The organism is Kocuria rhizosphaericola, from assembly GCF_044462205.1.
In the GTDB taxonomy this organism is placed as follows: Bacteria; Actinomycetota; Actinomycetes; order Actinomycetales; family Micrococcaceae; genus Kocuria; species Kocuria rhizosphaericola.
In genome coordinates this window covers 1-17,565 of sequence record NZ_JBISWK010000041.1, presented here as the reverse complement: position 1 = coordinate 17,565, position 17,565 = coordinate 1, and the positions used below count along the sequence as shown (strand labels likewise).

The 17,565-nt window shown below is 73.8% G+C and carries 17 protein-coding genes and 1 tRNA gene; 8 read left to right on the top strand and 10 right to left on the bottom strand.

All coding sequences use genetic code 11. The features are described 5' to 3' along the window. Window positions 1-102: 102 nt before the first annotated feature. The 3 genes from ACH9D2_RS04655 to ACH9D2_RS04645 all read left to right on the top strand — a co-directional run bounded on the left by ACH9D2_RS04655 (window position 103) and on the right by ACH9D2_RS04645 (window position 2,061). Entirely contained in the window at window positions 103-1,086 is a 984-nt protein-coding gene (locus ACH9D2_RS04655) for a zinc-binding dehydrogenase (protein ID WP_396361589.1), read from the top strand. 130 nt (window positions 1,087-1,216) lie between these two features. After that, window positions 1,217-1,681 (top strand): hypothetical protein, encoded by a 465-nt coding sequence (locus ACH9D2_RS04650; RefSeq protein ID WP_396361588.1) that lies wholly within the window; start codon window positions 1,217-1,219, stop codon window positions 1,679-1,681. Window positions 1,682-1,740: 59 nt separating this feature from the next. Beyond that, window positions 1,741-2,061 carry a hypothetical protein gene (locus tag ACH9D2_RS04645; RefSeq protein ID WP_396361587.1) on the top strand — a complete coding sequence of 107 codons (321 nt, stop codon included), beginning with the start codon at window positions 1,741-1,743 and terminating at the stop codon, window positions 2,059-2,061. A gap of 25 nt (window positions 2,062-2,086) precedes the next feature. Here ACH9D2_RS04645 and ACH9D2_RS04640 read toward each other — a convergent pair whose 3' ends face one another. From ACH9D2_RS04640 to ACH9D2_RS04620, 5 genes are all read right to left on the bottom strand, one after another. After that, window positions 2,087-2,653 carry a glycosyltransferase gene (locus ACH9D2_RS04640; protein WP_396361586.1) on the bottom strand — a complete coding sequence of 189 codons (567 nt, stop codon included), beginning with the start codon at window positions 2,651-2,653 and terminating at the stop codon, window positions 2,087-2,089. A 241-nt stretch (window positions 2,654-2,894) separates the two neighbouring features. Further along, on the bottom strand, window positions 2,895-3,326 hold the full coding sequence (locus tag ACH9D2_RS04635) for an ATP-binding protein (protein ID WP_396361585.1): 432 nt from the start codon (window positions 3,324-3,326) through the stop codon (window positions 2,895-2,897). After that, window positions 3,319-3,651: an STAS domain-containing protein gene (locus ACH9D2_RS04630; RefSeq protein ID WP_396361584.1), complete on the bottom strand. Its 333-nt coding sequence runs from the start codon at window positions 3,649-3,651 to the stop codon at window positions 3,319-3,321. The genes ACH9D2_RS04635 and ACH9D2_RS04630 overlap by 8 nt, the downstream gene beginning before the upstream one ends. Then, window positions 3,635-5,590, bottom strand: a complete 1,956-nt coding sequence (locus ACH9D2_RS04625; protein ID WP_396361583.1) for a glycosyltransferase family 2 protein — start codon at window positions 5,588-5,590, stop codon at window positions 3,635-3,637. The genes ACH9D2_RS04630 and ACH9D2_RS04625 overlap by 17 nt, the downstream gene beginning before the upstream one ends. Beyond that, window positions 5,587-6,684 carry a PP2C family protein-serine/threonine phosphatase gene (locus ACH9D2_RS04620; protein ID WP_396361582.1) on the bottom strand — a complete coding sequence of 366 codons (1,098 nt, stop codon included), beginning with the start codon at window positions 6,682-6,684 and terminating at the stop codon, window positions 5,587-5,589. The genes ACH9D2_RS04625 and ACH9D2_RS04620 overlap by 4 nt, the downstream gene beginning before the upstream one ends. 79 nt (window positions 6,685-6,763) lie before the next feature. Between ACH9D2_RS04620 and ACH9D2_RS04615 the strand changes: the two genes are divergently transcribed. Continuing rightward, a complete protein-coding gene (locus ACH9D2_RS04615; RefSeq protein WP_396361581.1) occupies window positions 6,764-8,581 on the top strand; it encodes an ATP-binding protein in 1,818 nt (605 codons plus the stop codon). Window positions 8,582-9,342: 761 nt separating this feature from the next. Here ACH9D2_RS04615 and ACH9D2_RS04610 read toward each other — a convergent pair. Further along, on the bottom strand, window positions 9,343-10,203 hold the full coding sequence (locus ACH9D2_RS04610; RefSeq protein ID WP_396361580.1) for a hypothetical protein: 861 nt from the start codon (window positions 10,201-10,203) through the stop codon (window positions 9,343-9,345). Between the two features lie 224 nt (window positions 10,204-10,427). Next, window positions 10,428-10,503 (bottom strand) — tRNA-Thr (locus ACH9D2_RS04605). Between the two features lie 210 nt (window positions 10,504-10,713). Here ACH9D2_RS04605 and ACH9D2_RS04600 point away from each other — a divergent pair. After that, window positions 10,714-11,433, top strand: a complete 720-nt coding sequence (locus tag ACH9D2_RS04600) for an HAD family hydrolase (RefSeq protein ID WP_396361579.1) — start codon at window positions 10,714-10,716, stop codon at window positions 11,431-11,433. Window positions 11,434-11,623: 190 nt separating this feature from the next. On the opposite strand, the gene ACH9D2_RS04595 is transcribed toward ACH9D2_RS04600, so the two are convergent. The 3 genes from ACH9D2_RS04595 to tmk are packed head-to-tail and all read right to left on the bottom strand — an operon-like array spanning window position 11,624 to window position 15,104. Continuing rightward, window positions 11,624-13,213: an alpha/beta fold hydrolase gene (locus tag ACH9D2_RS04595; protein WP_396361578.1), complete on the bottom strand. Its 1,590-nt coding sequence runs from the start codon at window positions 13,211-13,213 to the stop codon at window positions 11,624-11,626. 35 nt (window positions 13,214-13,248) lie between these two features. Beyond that, a complete protein-coding gene (locus ACH9D2_RS04590; protein ID WP_396361577.1) occupies window positions 13,249-14,388 on the bottom strand; it encodes a DNA polymerase III subunit delta' in 1,140 nt (379 codons plus the stop codon). Continuing rightward, a complete protein-coding gene (gene tmk, locus ACH9D2_RS04585) occupies window positions 14,385-15,104 on the bottom strand; it encodes a dTMP kinase (RefSeq protein ID WP_396361576.1) in 720 nt (239 codons plus the stop codon). Before tmk ends, ACH9D2_RS04590 begins: the two co-directional genes overlap by 4 nt. An 82-nt stretch (window positions 15,105-15,186) precedes the next feature. Between tmk and ACH9D2_RS04580 the strand changes: the two genes are divergently transcribed. From ACH9D2_RS04580 to ACH9D2_RS04570, 3 genes are all read left to right on the top strand, one after another. Continuing rightward, complete coding sequence (locus tag ACH9D2_RS04580; RefSeq protein ID WP_396361575.1) at window positions 15,187-16,356, top strand: trans-sulfuration enzyme family protein; 1,170 nt, start codon at window positions 15,187-15,189, stop codon at window positions 16,354-16,356. 10 nt (window positions 16,357-16,366) lie between these two features. Further along, on the top strand, window positions 16,367-16,681 hold the full coding sequence (locus ACH9D2_RS04575; RefSeq protein ID WP_396361574.1) for a DUF2516 family protein: 315 nt from the start codon (window positions 16,367-16,369) through the stop codon (window positions 16,679-16,681). A gap of 84 nt (window positions 16,682-16,765) precedes the next feature. Next, the gene (locus ACH9D2_RS04570) at window positions 16,766-17,524 is read left to right on the top strand and encodes a phosphoglyceromutase (protein WP_396361573.1); all 759 of its coding nucleotides are present in this window, start codon (window positions 16,766-16,768) and stop codon (window positions 17,522-17,524) included. Window positions 17,525-17,565: the final 41 nt, after the last annotated feature.

Below are 17,565 nucleotides of genomic sequence, written 5' to 3'. Positions count from 1 at the left end.
GCACGGCGGCCCGCTGTTCGCCACGGGCCGACGCCGGGTGACCGGGCTCCCACCCCGCGACACAATGGGAGCGCACGTCGTCCCCGACCGGAAGGCCCCACCATGCGCGCAGTGCTCGAGACCACCCCCGGCGGACCGGAGGTCCTCGCCGTCGCCGAGGTCCCCGTCCCGGAGATCACGCCCGACGGCGTGCGGATCCGGGTCCGCGCCGCCGGGATCAACCGGGCCGACGTCATGCAGCGGCTGGGCAAGTACCCGGTCCCGCCCGGCGCCTCGAGCGTCTTCGGCCTCGAGGTCTCGGGCACGGTGCAGGAGCTCGGCGACGCGGTGCCCGCCGGCGCCGGGTTCGCGGTCGGGGACGAGGTCGTCGCCCTCCTGGACTCCGGCGGCTACGCCGAGGAGGTCGTCGTCCCGGCCGGACAGGTCCTGCCCGCGCCCGCCGGGGTGGACCTCGTGGCGGCCGCCGGGCTGCCGGAGGTGTGCGCCACGGTGTTCTCCAACGTCTTCATGGCGGCCGCCGCCCGCGAGGGCGAGACGATCCTGGTGCACGGCGGCACGGGCGGCATCGGCACCAACGCCATCCAGATGTGCCGGGCGCTCGGGCTGCGCGTGCTGACCACGGTCGGCAGCCCAGAGAAGGCCGACGCCGCCCGGCAGCTCGGTGCGGAGCCGATCGACTACCGGCAGGAGGACTTCGTCGAGCGCGTGCGGGAGCTCACGGACGGGCGCGGCGCCGACATCGTGCTCGACGTGGTGGGCGGGTCCTACCTCGGACGCAACCTCGACGCGCTGGCCACCAGCGGGCGGATCGCGGTCATCGCCACCCAGGGCGGGCGGACGGGGGAGCTGGACCTCGGCAAGCTCATGGCCAAGCGGGCCGCCGTGATCGGCACCACGCTGCGCCCGCGGCCCGTCGCGGAGAAGACCCGCATCATGGCCGCCGTGCAGGGGCACGTGTGGCCGCACGTCGAGTCCGGGGCCGTCCGCCCGGTCGTCGACCGCACCTTCCCCCTGGACGAGGCGGCGCGGGCCCACGAGTACTTCGACTCCGGCACGCACATCGGCAAGGTCCTGCTCGTCCCCTGAGCGCGCTGGCCGCCGGCACCCGCGCACGCGGCCCCGGGTCGTCGTCGTGCCCCGGGCGCCCGCCTCCCCGCGCGCGGGAGGCGGTCCGCAGGACCGTAGGATGGACTGTCCCCTCCCGAAAGGACCGCCCGTGGCATTCCTGCGCGACTACCGCGCCGCTCGCCGTGACGAGGCCGAGCTCGGTCTGGGCGTGTGGCGCCGCGCCCACGACCGGTTCCGCCGAGGCCTGGACCGCTTCCACCAGATCCTCGAGACCCTCCCGGACAAGTCGCTCGCGCAGTCCGTGGTGCCCACCGCCAACGCGCTCGCCGATCTGCTGCCGGAGGTGCGGGCCGTGTGCGCCGCGGCGCAGCGCACGGCGCCGAGCCGCAGCTACGACATCCCCGCCTCCCCGGGCGGCTACCTCAACGACGTCCACCGTGAGCTCTCCCGTGCCGGCAACGCGATGGCCCAGGCCGCGGAGGCCCTCACCATGGCCCGGTTCATGCGCACCGACGACGAGACCGCGGCCCACCGGCTGGACGCGGTCGTCCGCCGGGCCGAGGCGGTGCGGGAGCACGTGGCGCGTGCGGGGGAGCTGCTGCAGCGCGGCTGAGACCGCTCCCGCCGCCGGCGGGGTGGACCCGACAGCCTGCTGATGGTTTGATGGGCGGCATGAACGCTTCCGGTTTCGACTACCGCGCGGCCGACGACGAGTTCGACGCCCGCTGGTCCCGCTCGCCCCTCGGCCGTCCCGGTCGCGGGGGTCCGGGCCGTTTCGGTCCCGGCTACGACCTGCCCGGCCGCCGGGCCGGGGGGTCCGGGCGCCGTTCCGGCTTCCGGATGCTCCCCTTCCCCAACTACTCCACCCGGACCCGCCGCGGCACGAACGTCTCGGTGGGCGGGTGCTGCCTGCCGATCCCGATCGGGTGCCTGACCACCACGGTCCTGGCGGGCGCGGCAGCCGTCGTCGCCGGCCGCGCCGTCCGCGACTGAGCGCCACGGCGCGGCGGCCGCCGGATCACGCGGCCGCCGGTTCCGCCAGGGCGACCTCGACCGGGACGGGCGCGTCCTCCTCGGCCTCCACTGGCGGGCTGAGGCGCCAGCCGACGGCCTCGAGGTCCAGGGCGAGACGCATCTGGCCGGTCACGGGTCCCTCGTCGCAGTAGCGGCCGAACGACCGGTGGACGTCCTCGAGCGCCCGCCAGCGGATCAGTGCCGCCGCGCCGCCGACGGCGGTGGACCGGGCGGAGACGGCTCCCACGTTGCGGTCCTGGAAGGCCGCCAGAGCGCGGGCCACGAAGCCCGGTGGCAGCCGGACGCCCGGGTCGAGGACCAGGACGAGGTCGTCCGGCTCCATCCGGACGGTGCCCAGGGCCTGGTTCAGCGCCCCGGCCCGGTGGTGACGGTTGTCGACGGTGAGCAGGACCTCGGCGCCGGCGTGCAACGCGACCTCGACGGTGGCGTCGGTGGAGTCGTCCGACATCACGAGGATGCGCTCCGGCGGGCGGGTCTGGCGGTGGAGGGAGGTGACCGCGTGCTGGACGCGCGTCGCCTCGTCGTGGGCGGGAATGATCGCGGCGATCATGACGACTCCTCCCGGCGTGCTCGGCGTGCTCCCCGCCGCCGACGTCCCCCCGCGGCGAGGCGCTGAGCCGGTCCCTGATCGAGTGTCCTCGGTGACAACGTGAGCCCCCTGACGTGTTGTCCTGGACCAAAGTCTAGGCACCACGACCGACAGTTTACATCCGCAAATCAGGGGACGTCCGCCCCGGTGGGACACAGGATCCGGGGCTCCGCGGTGGCTCCGGAGAGACCCCGGGAGAGCGCTACACCTCGTCCTGGCCGCACTCCCGGCACAGCTTCCAGACGTTCGTGTCGCCGTGGCGCTCGAACACCACCCGGCTGACCAGCGCCTGGATCAGGGCGAGCCCGCGCCCGGACTCGTGGTGCTCCTGCGCCATGGATCCGGTGAGATCCACGTGCGCCGGCGCGGCGCCGATCTCGTAGATCCTCGCCTCCAGCCGGTGCGGATCCGCGGCCAGGTCCACCGCGAGCTCGATCGGCTCCTCCGCCACGGGCACCGCGTGGACCACCACGTTGCCGGCCGCCTCGACCACCGCGAGCGAGAAGGCCATCCGGTCGGACTCGGGCACGAACCCGGCCTCGTTCCACAGCGCGTCCAGGTCCTCGTGCAGGGCGTCCACCGTCCGGGCGGTGGCCGGGCCCCGGCGCGAACGGCGGGACGAGGACTCAGTCATCGGAGAAGGCCGCGTCGGCGGTGTCGTAGGGGTTCAGGACCCGGTGCATGCTGGTGAGCTCGAGGACCATGCGCACCTGGGGCCGGACGTTCGCGATCCGCAGGTCGCCGCCGGCCTGGCGGGCGAGCTTGAGGCACCCGATGAGGGCGCCCAGACCGGAGGAGTCCATGAACTCGGTGCCGCCGAGGTCGACCACCACGTGGTTGCTGCCCTCGTCGACGACCTTCGCCACGACCTCCCGGAGCTTGGGCGCTCCCACCATGTTGAGCCGTCCAGTGCCCGTGATGTGGGCGAACCTCGGCTTCTGCTCAACCGTGAACTGCATCGGCACTCCTCTCCTCGGGCTCGGAGCCCGGATATCTCGCGGCGGTGACGAGCACGCTCAGCACCGCCAGGTCGAAGGCGACCCAGGCCACGTTGACCAGGGTTCCCACCGGTTCGTTCAGCCCCGTGGCCAGCCGGACGGTCCCCATCACGAGGGCCGCGGCCAGCAGCCCCATCACCACCAGCTGGGGACGGATGAGGTGCCAGGCGGGGCCGGCGTCCTGCCGCACCTTGGGCGTGACCGCGAAGCCGAGGGGCCGGCCGAACCACACGTTGCGCGCGGCCGTGGTGCAGGCCCTGATCCAGATGGGGAACAGGGCCAGGCTGTACTGCTGGCCCCGCCACGTGGGGATGCCCCGGCCGACCACCAGGAAGAGCAGCTGGTTCACCACCATGAAGGGGACGAACCGGACGAAGAAGTCCCAGCTGAGGCTCGTGACCGGGAGGATGCCCAGCACCAGGTACACGATCGGGGCGGCGAAGTAGACGACGGCCGCGAAGCCGCTGAGGTAGCTCCACATCGTGGCGAAGTACATGAGCCGCTGCCCCCACCCGAGCCGGCGCTGCAGCAGCGGGTTCTCCCGGAGCAGGACCTGCACCGTGCCCTGCGCCCAGCGCAGGCGCTGGGTGAGCATGGTCCTGAGGTCCTCGGGGGCCAGGCCGCGGGCGAGGACCTCGTGGTGGTAGACGCTGCGCCAGCCCAGCCCGTGCAGACGCATCGCGGTGGCCATGTCCTCGGTGACCGAGATCGTCGCCAGCGGCATCACCGGCTGGGCCTCGCCGGGCCGGTCCACGGAGACGGCCTCGAGCACCTCCCGGACCGGCTCCACGGCGGCCAGCGGGGAGAGGTCGCGGCGGGACATCCGGTCCACGGCGGAGGCGAGCTCGTCCGGCCACACCATGTTCTCCTCCGGCGGCAGCTCCAGGGCGGCGATCGAGGCGAGGTCGGCCTCGATCTGCGAGAAGTCCCGGGTGACCGTCCGCCGGGCCGCCGCGTCCACCTCCCGCTGCAGCCGGTAGGTCAGCTCGGTCAGGGGGGCGCCGGCCTTCAGCTCGGCGCGGGCCCGCTCGGTGGCGGCCTCGACGTCGTCGAGCATGCCGGCGACGACGGGGTTCGCGGCCTCCGGGGACCGTCGCGCCTTCCGCAGGGCGGCCCGCGTGCGGGCGAGGGCCTCCTTGACGTCCTGCTCGACCTCGTGGACGTAGCCGGAGAGCCCGAGCTGCATGAGCGCCTCACGGCGCAGGACCGCGTTGGAGCCGCAGAAGAAGGCGGCGTTCCAGCCGTCCTTGCCCTGCTGGATGGGGCCGTAGAACAGGGGGGCCTGGCTGCCGAGCGGATCGTGGGCGGGCACGTTGACGAACCACTGGGGCGTCTGGACGAGCGCCACCTTGCGGTCGTTGAACCAGCCCAGGGTGCGGTCCAGGATCTCCGGGTCCGGGACCTGGTCGGCGTCGAGGATCAGGAGGAACTCTCCCTGGGTCGCCATCAGGGCGTTGTTGAGGTTGCCGGCCTTGGCGTGGCGGGGCCGGTCGGCCCAGTCCGGGCTGCGCGTGAGGTAGCCCAGCCCGTGCTCGGCGGCGAGCGCCTCCAGCTCGGGGCGGGCCCCGTCGTCGAGGATCCACGTGCTGTGCGGGTGCCGGATCGACTGCGCCGCCAGGGCGGTGCCCATCACGAGGTCGAGGGGCTCGTCGTAGGTGGTGACGAAGACGTCCACCGTGGCTCCCGCGGGCGGGGCGCCGGCCTCCCCCCGGCGCCTCAGCCGCCACACGGTGAGCCCGAAGAGCGAGACGTCGATCAGGCTGTACGTCTCGGCGAGCACGAGGGGGACGGCGATCCACCAGGCGGACCAGTTCAGCGACTCGAGCCAGCGCCAGGCGATGTAGTTGACGCCCAGCAGGAGGGTCAGGACGACCAGCAGCCGGACGAGGAAGCGGTTCACGGGGTGGCCCGGCGCCGGACGACCACGGCGGTGACGTCGTCGGTGCGGGCCTCCCCGCTGGCCAGGTCGAGGACGGCGGTGCAGAGGGACTGGGCGTCCTCGTGGCGGGAGACCACGTCCGCGACCGCCCGCAGGGCGTCGTCGACGTCCTCGTAGGCGTCGAGGAGGCCGTCGCTGACGACGACGAGCGCGTCGCCGGGCGCGAGCACGATCCGGCCGGGCACCCACTGCGTGCCGGGCACCGCCCCCACCGGGGGGCCGCCCGGGCCCAGCCGGTCGAGCCCGTCCGCGCGCACGTGCAGCCCCAGCCCGTGGCCCGCGTCGACGTACTCCACGACGCCGTCGGCCGTGTCCAGGCGGGCGTGGAAGAGCGTGACGAAGGAGTCGGAGTGGGCGAGGTCGTTCTCGAGGTGGCGGCACGTGTCGCGGAAGGCCTGCTCCATGTCCGGCTGCCCGGCCGCGGAGCGGAGCACGGCCCGCACGGTGGCGGCGATGAGCGCGGCTCCCATGCCCTTGCCCATCGCGTCGGCCAGCGAGACCTGGAGCCCGTCCCCGGTCGTGTACCAGTCGAAGAAGTCCCCGCCCACGCTGCGGGAGGGCCGGCACTCACCGGCCACGTCGTAGCCGGGCACGGACGGTGCGGCGGCGGGCAGCAGGCTGCGCTGGACCTCGGCCGCGCGGCGCAGCTCCTCGGCGTCGGCCTGCTCCGCCCGGGCGCGGGGCCGGCGGAACATCGCCTCGATCCGGGCCTGCAGCTCCCGGGGGCTGAACGGCTTGCTGATGTAGTCGTCCGCCCCGAGCTCGAGACCCTCCAGCCGGTCGATCTCGCCCGGGCGGGCCGTGACCATGAGCAGATAGGCGTCGGAGAACTCCCGGACCCGCCGGCAGACCTCCAGCCCGTCGAGGTCCGGGAGGCTGAGGTCCAGGGTGATGAGGTCGGCGCCACCCCGGCGCACGGCCTCGATGCCCTCGAGGCCGGTCGCGGCGGTCGTCACCGCGAAGCCGCGCATGCCGATGGTCTGGGCGAGGAGGTTGCGGATGTCGGCGTGGTCTTCGATCACGACGGCACGGCGACCCTGGGGGGAGGGGGTCATGGACTCATTAAGCCGCTATTCTTTGCAATTGTCATCTCGACCCCCCGGGGGTGACTCACCTCGTCGGAAGAGATTCCTCGTGGACCGCCTGCTCACCGTCCTCTCCCTCGACCGGATCAGCTTCCACGAGCTGTCGATGCGCTCGCGCGTGCTCCTCAGCCAGATGCCGCTCTTCGTCACGACCGTCGTGCTCGTCGCCGGGATCTGGGTCGTCCACGAGCCGCTGCGGGGCGACCTGCGGGTGCAGCTGGCCCTGGCGCTCACGGTCGTGCTGACGGTCCTGTGCGTGCTGGTGCCGTGGGACCGGCTGCCCGACGGGGCGTTCCTGGCCGTCCCGGTCCTGGACTTCGTGCCCATCACCCTCCTCCGGGAGGGCACGCAGAGCACCGTGACCGGGGTGGGGATCATGGCGGCACTGCCCGTCATCTGGTTCATCGGCTCGGGGCGGCTGCCCCGGGCCTCCGCACCGCTGGGCTTCCTCCTGACCCTCGCCATGGTGTGGATCCCGCTCCTCGTCCCGCCCCGGCCGCTGAGCGCGGAGCTGCTGACGGCTCCGCTGCTGATCCCGTTCATGCTGCTGGGCATCGGGCTCACCGTCCAGGTGCTGTCGAACAGCATGGAGCGCCAGAACGCCGAGCTCGAGGCCAAGGACGCCGAGCTGCGCCGGCTGCTGGCCGTGACCGCGCGGCGGGAGCGGCTGCTGGACACCGTCCTGGACACGGTGGACGTGGGCGTGCTGGCGATCGACGAGCACGGCCACGACGTGCTCATGAACCGGCACCAGCACCGGATCCACGACCTCTCCCTGCCCGAAGGGATGAGCGATGGCGCCGAGGCGGAACTGCGCGTCTTCGCGGACGCGGATGGGACGCCGCTGCCGGTGGACCGGCGCCCCGCCCTCCGCGCCATCCGCGGCGAGTCCTTCTCCGACGTCCTGATCTGGGCGGGGGAGCCGCCCGTCCAGCGGGTCCTCTCCGTGTCCGCCCGCGTGCTCCGGGACGAGGACGGAAGGACCGAGGGCTCCGTCCTGTCCTTCAACGACGTGACCGAGCTGGTGACCGCGCTGCAGGCGAAGGACGACTTCGTGGCCGGCGTCTCCCACGAGCTGCGCACGCCCCTGACGTCCATCCGCGGCTACACCGAGCTCCTGGCCATGGACGGCCGGCTCCCCGGCCACGTCCGGTCCGGACTGGAGGTCATCGAGCGCAACGCGGACCAGCTGCTCGTCCTGGTCGAGGACCTCCTCCGCACGGCCGGCCCCGGGCTGGAGCTGCAGCCGGTGGAGGCCGACCTCGTCCAGGTGGTCCAGCAGTCCGTCGCGGCGGCCGGGGTCCGTGCGACGGGGGCGGGGGTGGACCTGCGGGTCGACGCGCCGTCCCGCCTCGTCCTGCCCTGTGACCCCGTGCGCCTGGGCCAGGTGCTCGACAACCTGCTCTCGAACGCCATCAAGTACTCCCCGGACGGCGGGCCGGTGACGGTCCGGGTGGTCCCGGCAGGGGCCACCGTCCAGGTGCAGGTGGCCGACCGCGGCATGGGGATGCGCCCGGAGGACGCCGAGAACGTGTTCGGCCGGTTCTTCCGCAGCCGCAACGCCCGGATGAGCGCGATCCCAGGACTGGGCCTGGGCCTCGCGGTCGTGCGCGAGATCGTCCAGCGCCACGGCGGCACCGTCCGGTGCGACAGCGCGCCCGGAGAGGGGACGGTCTTCACCCTGACCCTCCCCGCGGCCGGGCCGGCCGGTGCGGAGGACGGTGACCGGGCGGAGCGGGACGGCTCACCGGCTGTACTCGAGCCGGATCGAGCCGTCGTCGGGCAGCACCAGGACCTCGCTGCCCTCGACGGTCCAGTGCTCGGGCAGCAGGAAGTACCGGCCGCCCCGCAGCGTGAGGAGCCGTAGTCCGTCGTAGCGGTGGAGCGGGTCGTCCGGTGTGCCCGCCTGCTCCGTGCCGACCCCGCGGAGGCCCACGTGCAGCGGTTCCTCGCTGTAGACGACCGCCCGCGGCATCTTCTCCAGCTCGTCCTCCAGGTCGTAGGCCATGACTGTTCCCATGGCCTCAGCGGCGGCGGAGGCGCCCCAGAAGACCAGGAGGGCGACCACCGACACGAGAGCGGCGGCGCTCAGGAGCTGCCCGCGCGGTGCGGCGGGCGGTCCGGCACGAGCCGTGACGCGCCGCCGGAGTCCGGCGGCCCACGCGGCGCCCAGGACGCACAGAGCCATGGCGAACGGGATGATCCAGGCCTCTCGCTGTCCCCGAACGGCGCGATCCAGGACCCACCCGGCGACGGCCAGGCCGATGAAGAACCACGTCCCCCGGCGCGCCCACCGGGCCACCGGGGCGTTCCCGGACCTGCGGACACGGGCATCGACGTGCTCGCGGATCCGGCGGTCCGCCCACACCCCGGCGAGCACGGCCACGGCGACCCAGATCAGCAGGGAGTACAGGGAACTGATGCTCAGCAGCAGGTAGTCCTGGGTGGTGTAGTCGAAGAGGTTCACGTCCAGGCCCATCACCTGGGCCTGGGCGCGGGCGCGGACCCAGCCGTAGTAGACGAGCAGTGCCGTGAGCAGGCTCACCGACAAGCCCAGCTCCGAGACCGCCTGCACCAGGCGCGTCCAGAGCGGGGGCTGGTCCGGTCCCTGTTCCGCCACCGTGGCTCCTACGGTGCGGGCGTCGGCGTGGCCGTCGGCAGCGGGCTGGGACAGGCGGCCGCCGGTACCTCGTAGACGAGGTGGGCCAGACCGCTGACGGGCCAGTCCGCGTCCGAGACCAACACCGGGACGTGGCCGGTCACGTCGGAGGGAGGGGCGCGGAAGAACAGGCTCCCGTTGCCCTCCTGCACCGGCACCTCCGTGGCGCCCACCGTCACGGCGCGGATGCCCTCGGGCGGCATCCACTCGAGATTGCCCTGCAGGAAGACCGGGGCACCGCCGCAGGTCGAGACAGGGATCTCCAGGCCCTCGACCCCGGGCGCCAGGGGAGAGACGAGGCTCTCCAGGACGAGGGGGCAGGCCGTGCCGTCGGGGACCCGTAGGTCGGGGACCGCCTCCGGGGCCCGGCGGTGGAACTCGACCAGCCTCCGCAGGCCCGCCACGGTCTCCTCCTCCCAGCAGCTGCCGGGTGCCGGGGCGGCGGCCAGTGCCTCCTCGCCCTGCCGCCACAGCTCGGGGTCGTTGGTCGTGGCGGCCTCGCACAGGATGGCGCCGGCTCGCGGGATGGGCTGGACCCGGGACGCGAGCAGCTGCTCGTCGCCGCAGTTGCCGTCCTTCAGGGGGTCGTACCACAGCGGGGTGCCCTCTCCGTTGGGCCCGATCCGCAGCCAGGTCAGGATGCGCGAGACCGGGGGGTCGCCGGACTTGCTCGGCTGCGGGGTCGCGGAGCCCGACGGGTCCGGGGACTCCGAGGAGGCCGGGGCGGGATCGTCCGGGGGAGGATCGGGGGAGGTGCCGCAGGCCGACGTGGCCAGTGCTGCTCCGGCCAGGACGAGCGTGCAGAGCTGCTGTCGGGAACGGAGTTGCATGGTGCACCGCCAAAGTCGTCCGTGGTGGCCGATTGCCCGGAGTTGCCTCAGCGTACGGCGGGTTCCGTGCCACAAACAGGGCCTTGACCAGTGGTGACGCGACTGTGACGGCCAGTGCGCGCCGTCCGCGCGGGGGAGGCGGCGGTCCGGCGGCGGAGCGGACGGGGCGCCGGGGGCGACGAGAAAGGCTCCGGACCCAGTGGGGTCCGGAGCCTCGTCCTGCGTGGAGCCTCCTGTCGGAATCGAACCGACGACCTTTTCATTACGAGTGAAACGCTCTACCGACTGAGCTAAGGAGGCCTGCACGCGGCCGTCCGGGACGGCCTCAGTGCAGGTGAAACTGTAGCAGAGAGCGGCGGGGCGCCCCCAATCGGGAGCACCGGGCGCGGGGCGGGAGTTCACCGGCTCTTCGGCCGCCGGGCCTTATCGGTACGGGGGCCCGGAGCGCAGCATGGACGGACACGACGACAGGGTGGGCCGCTGCGGTCGGCCCGGAACAGGAGCAGCCCAGTGCGCACCCCGGACGGCGGCATCGCGCCGGACCTCGAGCTGGCCTTCCTGGACATGTCCGGGACCGTGTTCCACGACAACGGGATCATGGAGCGGGCCTTCGAGCGCACCGTGACGGGTCTCGGCGTCGACCCCGCCTCGGAGCGGTTCCGGCAGATGCTCCACCACGTCCGGGGCACGCTGGGCCGGTCGAAGGCGGGGATGCTCGAGCAGCTGTTCGCGTCCGACCCCGGGCGGGCGCGGCAGGCCGTCCGGGACTTCGAGCGCCACCTCGACGAGCTGCTGGCCACCGAGGGGGTCACCCCCGTGGAGGGCGCGGAGGAGTCCGTCACGGCGCTGCGCGAGGCCGGTCTGCGGGTGTGCCTCGCCACCGGCTACAACCGGCACAGCCTCAACACTCTCCTGGAGCAGCTCGGCTGGACGGGCCTCGCCGACCTCAGCCTGTGTCCCTCGGACGCGGGGCGCGGGCGGCCCTGGCCGGACATGGTGCTCACCGCCGTGCTGGCGCTGGACCTCGGCGACGTCCGCCGGGTCATGGTCGTGGGGGACACCGCCGCGGACGTGCAGGCCGGGCTGCGGGCCGGTTCCGCCGCGGTGGTCGGCGTCCGCACGGGCGCGCACGACGCCGAGTCCCTGCGCGCGGCGGGCGCCCACGTGGTGGTCGACTCGGTCCGTGACCTCCCCGGGCTCGTCCGGGCTCCGGTGCCCGGGCGGAGTTGACGCCCACGGCGCCAGGACGCCATGGAGAGCGCACGCCTGATCCCCACCGTGTCCGGCACCGGTCGGGGCGGACCTCGCGGAAGGCGGCGGTCCCGGGCGCGCTGATCTCCTCCGGGCTGCTCGGGCTGCTCGGGCTGCCGGCCGGGGTCGGGACCGTGGTGCGGGTCGGGCACGGCCCGGCCGCCCGGGGTCAGGAGCAGGTCGTCCCCTCCGCGGGGAGCTCGCCCTCGAGCAGGTAGGCGTCGACGGCCTCCTGCACGCAGCGGTTGCCGGCCGTGTAGGCGGTGTGGCCGTAGCTGTCGTAGGTCAGCAGCCGGGCGTCGTCGAGCTGCTCCACGAGGGCCTCGGACCAGTGGTAGGGGGTCGCGGGGTCGTGGGTGGTGCCCACGACGAGGATCGGGTCGGCACCCTCGGCGTCGATCGGCTCCGGGAGGCCCGCAGGCTCGGCGGGCCAGGACTGGCACGCCGCGTCGCCGTAGCCCAGGTAGGGGCCGAAGGTCGGGGAGACCCGCTCGAGCACCTCCTGGTGCTGCGCCATCTGCTCCGTGGTGACGGTCCCCTCGGGCCGGTCGAGGCAGTTGACGGCCGTGAACGCCACGGTGGTGTTGCTCGTGTACCGGCCGTCCGCGTTGCGCCCGTGCGTGCGGTCCGACTGGGCGAGCAGCGCGGAGAAGTCGCCCTCGAAGGCCTCGCCCAGGGACTCGTTGAGCGCCTCGTAGGTGGAGGGTGCGTAGAGGGGGCCCAGGATGCCCTCGACCACGTTGGTGGTGGTGACCCGCCGGCCGTCCGCGGCGGTCACGGTCTCCTCCTCGACCGAGGCGATCAGCTCCTGGATCCGCGTCATCGCCTCGTCCACGGAGATGTCGGCCACCACGCAGTCCGGGTTCTCGAACTGGCACTGCTGCACCCAGTGGCGCAGGTTGTCCTCGAAGCCCTCGGCCTGGTCCGCGGTGGCCTCCATGTCGCTCAGGGTGGAGTCCACGCCGCCGTCGAGCACGAGCCGCCCCACCCGGTCGGGGAACAGCTCGGCGTACACCGCTCCCAGGTGCGTGCCGTAGGAGAAGCCCAGGTAGGTCATCCTCTCGTCACCGAGGACGGCCCGGAGCACGTCCATGTCCCGGGCGGCGCTCACGGTGTCCATCTCGGTCACGAGCTCGCCGGAGCCCTCCACGCACGCGGCGCCGAGCCGCTCGTACTCCTCCCGGATCTGCGCGGCCGGCTGCTCCTGGGGGTCGGCCATCGGCTCGGCGCGCCACTCGTCCAGCTCCGCGTCGTCGAGGCACTCGATCCCCGCGGAACGGCTCACGCCGCGCGGGTCGAAGCCCACGACGTCGTAGGCCTCGCGCACGTCGCCGGTGACCGTGTACTGCGCGTAGAGCATCGCGTCCACTCCTGAGGCGCCGGGCCCGCCGGGGTTGAGGAGCAGGCTGCCGCGGGCGTCCCCGCGGGCGGGCAGGCGCGACATCACCACGGTGGTCGTCTCCCCGGCCGGGTCGGTGTAGTCGAGGGGCACCTCGACGTCGGCGCACTGCAGGTCGTCCTGCGCGCCGTTCGTCTCCACCTCGAACTCGCAGTCCTCCCAGACGACGGTCTGCGTGTAGTAGCGCTCCAGCTCCTCGGGGCTGCCCTCGACGACGGCGCCGGTGGCGCCCCCGGAGGTCGGCTCGCCCGTGGCGCCGGCACCCGGGGAGGAGCAGCCGCTCAGGAGCAGGCCGGCCGCGGTCAGCGCGGCCGTGGCGGGCAGGAGGACGCGGCGTGAGGGGGCGGCACGGCGGGTCATGGGGCTCCTCGAGGGGTGGGGGGATGGAGAGGGGGTCAGAGCAGGGAGACGGCCATGGCCTCGAAGGCCAGCTGCGCGCTGACGTTGGTGCGGATCCGGTCCCGGGTCCGGCTGATCACGTCGATGCGGTGCAGCGTCCGCTCGGGGGTCGCGTTCGACGCGTGGTCCTGCAGCTGCTGGGACAGGTGCTCGTTGACCAGGGTGGACCCCGTGCGCAGCTGGAGGGTCAGGACGTCGCGGTAGAAGGTGGTGAGGTCGATGAGGAAGCGGTCGAGGGTGTCCGTCTGGATCCGCCGGGACCTGCGCTTCTGGTCGGCCTCGAGCCGGTTGAGGGCACCGCGGATGGCCGGCGGCACCCGCCCGGACTCCGGGGCGCCCAGGGCCACGAGCAGCTGCTTGCGCTCGGTCTCGTTGCGGGACTCGGCGTCCGCCTGGGACTCCTCCACGGCGATCTTGTGCAGCCGGTCCGCGGCCCGCACGGCGTCCGGCACCCCGGAGAGCTTCAGCGGCATCGAGACGACCTCCTGCCGCCGGGTGCGGGCGTCGTCGTAGAGGGCGAGCCGCTTGGCGATCCCCACGTGGGACTGCGCCAGCCGGGCGCTCTCCTCCGCGCGCTGCCGCGGCACGCCGTGCCGGCGGATCAGCAGCTCGGCCACGTCCTCCACGGCAGGCACCTTCAGCGTGGCCGGACGGCAGCGCGAGCGGATGGTCACGAGCACGTCCATGGGGCTCGGGGCGCACAGCAGCCAGATGGTGTTGGGCGGGGGCTCCTCCACGGCCTTGAGCATCACGTTGGAGGTGCGCTCCACCATCCGGTCGGCGTCCTCGATCACCATGACGCGCCAGCGGCCCACCGAGGGCCGGTCCTGGGCGCGGACCACGAGCTCGCGGGCCTCCTCGATGGTGATCTGCGGGTTCTCCGTGACGAAGTGGGTGAGGTCCGCGTGGGAGCTGGCCAGGACCGTGCGGCACGCGTGGCACTGCCCGCACCCGCGCTCGGCGGGGTCCTCCTGCTCGCACAGCAGGGCCGCGGCGAACGCGAGGGCCGCGTTGGAACGACCCGAGCCGGGCGGGCCGGTGAACAGCCAGGCGTGGGTGGGCCGGTCCTCCTGTGCGGCGCGCCGCAGCTGCGCCACCACGGCCTCCTGCCCCAGCAGCTGGTCCCACACGCTCACGCGCCCACCCCCGCGGCGCGGGCGGAGCGGGGGAGCTCGGCGAGACGGTCGCGCACGTCGGCCGCGATCTCCCCGGCCGGCCGGGTGGCGTCGAGCACCAGGTAGCGCTCCGGCGCCCGCCCGGCGAGCTCGAGGAACGCCCCCCGGTTCGCGTCGTGGAAGGCGTCGGGCTCGGTCTCCAGGCGGTCGCCCGGCGTGCCGTCGCGGGTCTCCCGGCGGGCGCGCCCCGTCCCGGCCGGGACGTCGAGCAGCACGGTGAGGTCCGGGACGAGCCCGGCCGTGGCCCACGCGTTGAGCTCCGCGACGCGGTCCACCCCGAGGCCGCGCCCGGCGCCCTGGTAGGCGGCGGACGAGTCGGCGAACCGGTCGCAGACCACGGTCCGTCCGGCGGCGAGCGCGGGGCGGATGAGCTCGGCGACGTGCGCGGCCCGCGCCGCGGCGAACAGCAGGGCCTCGGCGCGGGCGTCGACGGGCCCGTGCGCCGGGTCCAGCACGAGTTCGCGCACCTTCTCGCCCAGCGGGGTCCCGCCGGGCTCCCGGGTGCGCACGGTGTCGTGCCCCTCGGCCCGCAGGGCCTCCACGAGCCGGGCGACCTGCGTGGACTTCCCGGCGCCGTCCCCGCCCTCGAACACGACGAAGAGCCCGCGCCCGGACGGCGCGGGGGAGGAGTCCTCGGCGGAGGCGGGCGGCGGGGCGGGGGTCGGTCGGGTGGTCACGGTCCCAGCCTATCCACCCGCGCGGACAGCGCCCTCCGATCGTGGGCGGGCTGGGGACGCCGCGGGCCGATAGCCTGGGGTCATGACTGCGCGCTCCGAGATCCCGTCCGCCCACGGCCCCGCCGCCCTCCGCCCGGACACCGTGCTGGTCGCCGGCGGGCGGCCCGCACCGGAGCACGACGCGCCGGTCGGCCCGTCCATCGTCCTGACCTCCACGTACCGGGGCTCCGGCGACCTCGACGACCAGAACCGCACCTACGGGCGCTTCAGCAACCCCACGTGGGAGGACGTCGAGGACGTGCTGGCACGGCTCGAGCAGGCGCAGCTCCCCGGCCTGCTCTACGCCTCGGGCCTGGCCGCCGTCGCGTCGGTGCTCGCGCTCGTCCCGGCGGGCGGGCGCCTGGTGCTGCCCCGGCACAGCTACCAGGGCTCTCTGGCCCTGGCCGCGGACCTCGAGTCCCGGGGGATGCTCACCGTCCGGGCCGTGGACGTCACGGACACCGAGGAGGTCGTGGCCGCCCTCGACGCCGCCGACCTGCTCTGGCTCGAGAGCCCCACCAACCCCATGCTGGAGGTCGCCGACCTCCCCGCGCTGCTCGCGGCGGCCCGCGAGCGCGGCGTGCTCACGTGCGTGGACAACACCTTCGCCACCCCGCTCCTGCAGCGCCCGCTCGAGCACGGCGCCGACGTCGTGGTGCACTCCGTGACCAAGTACCTGGCGGGGCACTCCGACGTCGTCCTGGGGGCGGCCGTCACCTCCGACCCCGCCCTGCGGTCCCGGCTGAAGGGGCACCGCTCCCTGCACGGCGCGATCCCGGGCCCGTTCGAGGCGTGGCTGGCGCTGCGCGGGATGCGCACCCTGGCGCTGCGGGTCGAGCGCTCCGCGGCCAGCGCCGGAGAGCTCGCCCGCCGCCTCCAGCAGCACCCGGCCGTGCTCGAGGTCCGCTACCCGGGCCTGCCCGGGGACCCCGGCCACGAGCGCGCCGCCGCGCAGATGGACGGCTTCGGCTCCGTCCTGGCGATCGTCCCCGCGGGGGGCGTCGCCGCCGTCGAGGCCGCCGTGGACACGCTGCGCGTGTGGACCCCCGCCACCTCGCTCGGCGGGGTGGAGTCGCTGATCGAGCGGCGGCGCCGGCACCACGAGGAGCCGCACAGCGTCCCGGAGACGCTGCTGCGCCTGTCGGTGGGCATCGAGAACGTCGAGGACCTCTGGGAGGACCTCGACCGCGCCCTGTCCGGGATCGACCGGTAGGCTGGGCGGCGTGGACATTCCCTGGGTCTTCCTGATCGTACGTTTCATCGACATCGCGCTCGCGCTGGTCGTCGCCGGCCTGGCCGTGTGGGCCTTCGTGGACTGCCTGACCAAGGCGCCGGTGCAGTTCCAGCGCGCCTTCAAGCGCACCAAGGGCTTCTGGCTCGCGCTCACGGGCGGCTCCCTGGCGTTCACGGTCTTCACGTTGCTGCTCCTGCGGCCCAGCCTGTTCGTGCTGCTCATCGCGGGCACGGCCGTGGGCGTCTACCTCGCCGACGTCCGCCCGGCCGTGGGCCTGGAGTCCAAGGGCCCCAACAACTGGTGACCGGCCGCCGCTGAGCGCGCGACACGGGACGCGACCGGGACACCGGCTTGTCCCGCGTCCTCGCCCGGATGGAAGAATGGCGCCATGGCTACCGAATCAGCACCGCACAAGCTCGTCCTGCTCCGGCACGGACAGTCCGACTGGAACGAGAAGAACCTGTTCACCGGGTGGGTGGACGTGGACCTGACCGAGAAGGGGCGGGAGGAAGCCGTCCGCGGCGGTGAGCTGCTCCTCGAGAAGGGGATCGCACCGGACATCCTGCACACCTCGCTCCTGCGCCGGGCGATCACCACCGCCCACCTCGCGCTGGACCGGGCGGACCGGCACTGGATCCCCGTGAAGCGTTCGTGGCGGCTCAACGAGCGCCACTACGGTGCGCTCCAGGGCAAGGACAAGACTCAGGTGCGCGACGAGTACGGCGACGAGCAGTTCATGACCTGGCGCCGCTCCTTCGACGTCCCGCCTCCCGAGCTCGAGGACTCCGACCGCTACTCCCAGGCCGGTGACCCCCGGTACGCCGACGTCGAGAACGCGCCCCGCACCGAGTGCCTCAAGGACGTCCTCGACCGCTTCATGCCCTACTGGGAGCAGGAGATCGTCCCCGACCTGCAGGCCGGGCACACCGTGATCGTCGCCGCGCACGGCAACTCCCTGCGCGCGCTCGTGAAGCACCTCGACGGCATCTCCGACGAGGACATCGCGGCCCTGAACATCCCCACGGGCATCCCGCTCTACTACGAGCTGGACGAGGACCTCCGCCCGCTCGTGGCCGGCGGCGAGTACCTCGACCCCGAGGCCGCCGCGAGCTCGATCCAGGCGGTCGCCGACCAGGGGAAGAAGTAGTCCCGGACGGCTCCCGCGGCACGAGCAGAGGGGCCGGGCCC